5 protein-coding genes and 1 pseudogene are annotated in these 4,698 nt (G+C 73.5%); 3 read left to right on the forward strand and 3 right to left on the reverse strand.

Features of this window, described 5'->3' with window-relative positions; translation table 11 throughout:
- Positions 1–50: 50 nt before the first annotated feature.
- The 3 genes from ABZ948_RS40720 to ABZ948_RS40730 form a co-directional block, all read right to left on the reverse strand.
- Complete coding sequence (locus ABZ948_RS40720; protein ID WP_031116289.1) at positions 51–614, reverse strand: hemerythrin domain-containing protein; 564 nt, start codon at positions 612–614, stop codon at positions 51–53.
- Between the two features lie 79 nt (positions 615–693).
- Positions 694–1,227: a DoxX family protein gene (locus ABZ948_RS40725; RefSeq protein ID WP_359768175.1), complete on the reverse strand. Its 534-nt coding sequence runs from the start codon at positions 1,225–1,227 to the stop codon at positions 694–696.
- Between the two features lie 95 nt (positions 1,228–1,322).
- Positions 1,323–2,504, reverse strand: coding sequence for an amidohydrolase (locus ABZ948_RS40730; protein ID WP_359768176.1), 1,182 nt, complete (start codon positions 2,502–2,504; stop codon positions 1,323–1,325).
- Positions 2,505–2,680: 176 nt separating this feature from the next.
- On the opposite strand from ABZ948_RS40730, the gene ABZ948_RS40735 reads away from it, so the two are divergent.
- From ABZ948_RS40735 to ABZ948_RS40745, 3 genes and pseudogenes are all read left to right on the forward strand, one after another.
- Positions 2,681–4,144, forward strand: a complete 1,464-nt coding sequence (locus tag ABZ948_RS40735; RefSeq protein WP_359768177.1) for an aminotransferase class I/II-fold pyridoxal phosphate-dependent enzyme — start codon at positions 2,681–2,683, stop codon at positions 4,142–4,144.
- A gap of 162 nt (positions 4,145–4,306) precedes the next feature.
- Entirely contained in the window at positions 4,307–4,495 is a 189-nt protein-coding gene (locus tag ABZ948_RS40740) for a hypothetical protein (protein WP_359768178.1), read from the forward strand.
- 21 nt (positions 4,496–4,516) lie between these two features.
- A pseudogene (locus ABZ948_RS40745) lies at positions 4,517–4,698 on the forward strand (hypothetical protein); the annotation flags it as partial.

Below are 4,698 nucleotides of genomic sequence, written 5' to 3' on the forward strand. Positions count from 1 at the left end.
GGCCCGGCGCCGCGGCGCCGGGCCCTTCCCCGTCTTCTGTGGCCGTCGCGTTACTCGAACTTCCCCCGACCGCTCAGCGCGTCGCGCAGCCGGTCGACCATCCCGGTGCCGGGTGCCAGGAGCTTGTTGGCCGGAGGCTTGTCGGGAGCCGCCGGGTGGGGCCTGGTCGGAGCGGTCTTCTTCGCCGTGCGGACCTTGTCGCCCAGCTCGTTGAGCGTGTCCATCGGGCACGCCTGCCGCAGCCGCGGGAAGAGGTTCCCCTCCTCGTCCGCGATGTGCGAGCGGATCTCGCTCATCAGCATGCCGATCAGGCGGTCGAAGTCGGCGTCGCCCGCGTCACAGCCCTCCAGGTCCTTCATGATCCGCTCGGCCGTGGCGTGGTCCTGCAGCTCCTGGTCGGCCAAGGCGTCCCCGCCCGCCACGTGCTCGCGCACGGCCGGATAGAGGTAGGCCTCCTCGGCGACCGAGTGCCGCACCAGCTCGATCGTGACCTGGTCCGCGTACACCTTGCGGTCCTGGTGACCGGACGGCAGTGCCTCGATCCTGCCGAACATCTCCTCGACCTCGCGGTGATCGGTCACCAGCTCGTCGATGACGTTTCCTCCGTGTCCCATGTCCTTCACCTCCAGCCCTCGGGTCCCCCGGGCCCCCGAGGGCTAACGCGCGGTCGGTACGGTCGGCCCCGCCCCGGGGTCAGGCGGGGAGCTTGGCGCGGACCCGCCCGGCCGCGGCGGCGGGACGCGCGGTGGCCCGGACGGAACGCCGCACCAGGCCCGCGTCGTGCCGCAGGCCGCGGGCGGCGTGCGTGGAGCGCCACAGCATCGAGGGGCGGGCGCCGGTGTCGTCGGCGGCGATCAGCAGCCCGCCGAGCATCGACATGTTCTTGAAGAAGTGGATGCGCTGCTGGGCCCGCTCCGAGGGGTCCTCCGCCTCCCAGAAGCGGTGCCCCGCCAGCGTCGTGGGCACCAGCGTGGCCGCGATGGCGAGCGCGGCCGGCCGCGGCATGCGTCCGGTGGCCAGCATCAGGCCGGCCACGACCTGCACGGCACCGTTCAGCCGTACGACCTGCTCGGTGCGGTCCGGCAGCGCCGAGACGCGCTCGGTGACGGGTTGGACGACGGGCTCGGCGACGTCGGCGACCTCCTTGGGGTCGCGGACGGAGTTCAGGCCGCCCGCGAGGAACATCGAGGCCAGCATGGGACGGCCGAGCACACGCAACAGACTCATGGCCCCCTCCAGGGTGTCGGTGGGTTCAGCGCTCGCCGGGTTCCCCACCGGGCCGGAAGCCACTCACCCGGCCGCCGCCCCGGGCCGGGAAGCACTCACCCGGTCGCCGCCCGGTGCCGCGCCCACGCCTCCTCGCGCAACCCCTCCGAGAGCAGCACGTCCGCGGCGGTGCACGCGAGGGCCCCGGTCACGGCGACCAGCACCTCGCGGGCCGGGGGAGCGGCGGCCGCGGCGGCGAACTCCGGGGTGTGGTCGGAGCCGTCCTCGCCCATGATCGCCACGAACGGGTGGATGGCGGGCACCCGCGTGCTGACGTTCCCGATGTCGGACGACCCCAGGTACACGCCGGGCGCGGGCGGCGACAGCGGGATCCCGGCCCGGGCCAGGTGCGCGGCGAACCGCTCGGACAGCGGCTCGCTGTCCCGGAAGTGCTCGTAGCGCACGGTGGCGCGCTCCACCTCGGCGGTGGTGCCGGTGGCCCGGGCCACGCCCTCGGCGCACACCCGCAGCCGCTTCACCAGGTCCTCCAGCGCCCCGGTCGTGGCGGCGCGCAGCCCGAACAGGCCCTCGGCGTACTCGGGGACGATGTTGGTGGCGGTGCCGCCGTGGGTGACGATGCCCTGCACGTGCGAGCCCTCCGGCAGCCGCCGCCCCAGCGCGGCCAGCACGTTGAACAGCTCCACCAGCGCCGCGAGCGCGTCGACGCCCTCCGTCGGGTTGCCCGTGGGGTGCGCGGCCCGGCCGTGGAAGGCCACCCGGTACTGCACCTGAGCGGTCAGCGGCGCCCGGACCCAGTCGTACACGCCGGGGTGGAACATCAGCGCCGCGTCGACGTCGTCGAACACCCCGGCGTCCGCCTCGATCGCCTTGCCGCCCCCGCCCTCCTCGGCGGGCGTGCCGACCGCCAGCACCGTCCCGGCGGACGCCGCCGGCACGGCGGCCAACGCCAGCGCGGCGCCCAGGCCCGCCGCCGCGATGAGGTTGTGGCCACAGGCGTGGCCGAGGCCGGGCAGGGCGTCGTACTCCATGAGCAGCGCCACCGCGGGCCGGCCGCGGCCCACGCGCGCCGTGAACGCGGTGGGCATCCCCGCCACGCCCCGCTCCACGGCGAAACCGGCGCGCTCCAGCTCGCCCGAGAGCAGCGCCGCCGCCCGGTGCTCGGCGAAGGCGTACTCGGGGTCGGCGTGCAGGCGCAGGGCCACGTCCCACAGGGCGTCGGCCCGGGCCGCCACCTCCTTGCCGAGGGCTTGGTGTACGTCGTTCGGCGTGCCGGCCACGGGGCCTCCTCGGCAGTCGGGGTGTGGTGCCCTTCCCCGCCGGGTTTCACCGCCGGGCGCCGCGACACCCGCCGCGTTTCGTCCGGTGCCCCGGTGCAACACGGTCGGTGTACCCGCCGGGCCACGACAGCGTGGACGCCGCGGCGGCGGCCGGCGGGCCGGACCTGGGAGGAACCATGGACCACTCGCGCGTGCCCGTGCTGGAGGCGCTGGAGGACTTCCGGCGCCGCGGCGACATCGCCTACGGCCCGCCGGGCCACAAGCAGGGCAGGGGAGTGGATCCGAGGGTCGCCGAGATCGTCGGGCTCGACGTGTTCCGCTCCGACGTGCTCTCCCTCAACGGACTCGACGACCGCCGCCAGTCGCAGGGCGTGCTCAGCAGGGCCCAGGAGCTGATGGCCGACGCGGTCGGCGCCGAGCACGCGTTCTTCTCCACCTGCGGCAGCTCCCTGTCGGTGAAGACCGCCATGCTGGCGGCGGCCGGGCCGGGCGAGAAGCTGCTGCTGTCGCGCAACGCCCACAAGTCCGTCATCGCCGCCGTCGTCGTCAACGGCGTCGAGCCGATCTGGGTGCACCCGAAGTTCGACGCCGAGCGCCACCTGGCCCACCCGCCCGAGCCCGACGACGTCCGGCGGCGGCTGCGGGAACACCCGGACGCCAAGGGCATGCTGCTCATCACGCCCACCGACTGGGGCTCCTGCGCGGACATCGGGGGAGTGGCCCGGGTGTGCCACGAGTTCGATGTGCCCGTCATCGTCGACGAGGCCTGGGGCGCCCACCTGCCGTTCCACCCCGAGCTGCCCGCCTGGGGCATGGACGCCGAGGCCGACCTGGTCGTCACCAGCGTGCACAAGATGGGCGGGGCGGTGGAGCAGAGCTCCGTCTTCCACCTCCAGTACGACCGGGTGTCGCCCGAGGCCCTCAAGCAGCGGGAGGATCTGCTCGGCACCACCAGCGCCTCCTCCCTGGTGTACGCCACCCTCGACGGCTGGCGCCGCCAGATGGTCGAACAGGGGCACGAGCTGCTGGACGCCGCGATCCGCCGCGCCGACCGCATCCGGGCCGCGGTCGCCGACCTGCCCGGACTGCGGCCCATGGGCCGGGAGGTCGTGGAGGAGGGGCTCGCCGCCGACCTCGATCCGCTCAAGCTGGTGATCGACGTGCGCAAGCTCGGCCTGAGCGGGATGCAGGCCGCGGAGTGGCTGCGCACCCACCGCCAGGTGGACGTGGGGGGCTCGGACAGCTGCCGGGTCAGCGCCTCGATCACCCACGCCGACGACGACGAGACGGAGCAGGTCCTGGTGGACGCCCTGCGCGCGCTCGTCGAGCACGCCGACTCCGTCGAACGGCGGCCGCCGGTGCGGCTGCCCGAGCCCTCGGCGCTGGAACTGGAGCAGGCGATGCTGCCCCGCGAGGCGTTCTTCGCCCCGGTCGAGCACGTGCCCGCCGAGCGGGCCGCGGGCCGCATCGCCGCCGAGATGATCAGCCCCTACCCGCCGGGCGTGCCCGTGGTGGCGCCCGGCGAGGTCGTCACCGACGCGGTCCTGGACTACCTGCGCAGCGGCGCCGAGCACGGCGTCCTCATCCCGGACGCGGCGGACTCCTCGGTCCGCACCCTGCGGGTCGTGGCCCGGCGCTGAGGAGTCGGCCATGAGTCGGTGCTCAACAGTCGGTACTCAACCACTCGTGCCCGAGATGTTGAAAATGTGATTGAAGTGAATTCTGAGAAAGTTGGCATGCTTTGTCCGATTCCGGAGATCCGGAAGGTGAAGGTACTCGCTTCAGCTCAAGGAGATGGTGCTATGCCTTCCGAGGAAAAGGTCATCGAGGAACTCACGGGTGTTCCGAGTGTCGACATCGAGGCGGCACTCGACCCGGTCGAAGCCGACGGCGTCTACCGCGACAGCCGTGAGTGCGCGGCGCTGGCGCTGAAGTCGGGCGACATCGGCCTGCTGCTGTCGCCGCCGACCCCGCGCCCGAAGAAGGGCTGAACCGACCGACAGGAGTAGCCCATGGAGCAGTCTGGCACCTCGACCCTCCTGCAGGGCGCGGTGCGGGACCTCGCTTCCGGTGTGGTCTCCGCTCCGGAGAGCGGAGACTCACCGAGGAGGCCGACGCCCAGGGCCGAGACGATGAGCGCGGAGCGGATGAAGCCGGTGAGGCGGGAGACCATCGTGCCCGCGGCCATCACGGC

Source organism: Streptomyces olindensis (assembly GCF_040645895.1).
In the GTDB taxonomy this organism is placed as follows: domain Bacteria; phylum Actinomycetota; class Actinomycetes; order Streptomycetales; family Streptomycetaceae; genus Streptomyces; species Streptomyces olindensis.

What these genes read in the sequence shown, in the direction of transcription:
- ABZ948_RS40720 (WP_031116289.1), bottom strand. Translation starts at nt 614, where the DNA reads ATGGGACACGGAGGAAACGTCATCGACGAGCTGGTGACCGATCACCGC.
- ABZ948_RS40725 (WP_359768175.1), bottom strand. Translation starts at nt 1,227, where the DNA reads ATGAGTCTGTTGCGTGTGCTCGGCCGTCCCATGCTGGCCTCGATGTTC.
- ABZ948_RS40735 (WP_359768177.1), top strand. Translation starts at nt 2,681, where the DNA reads ATGGACCACTCGCGCGTGCCCGTGCTGGAGGCGCTGGAGGACTTCCGG.
- ABZ948_RS40740 (WP_359768178.1), top strand. Translation starts at nt 4,307, where the DNA reads ATGCCTTCCGAGGAAAAGGTCATCGAGGAACTCACGGGTGTTCCGAGT.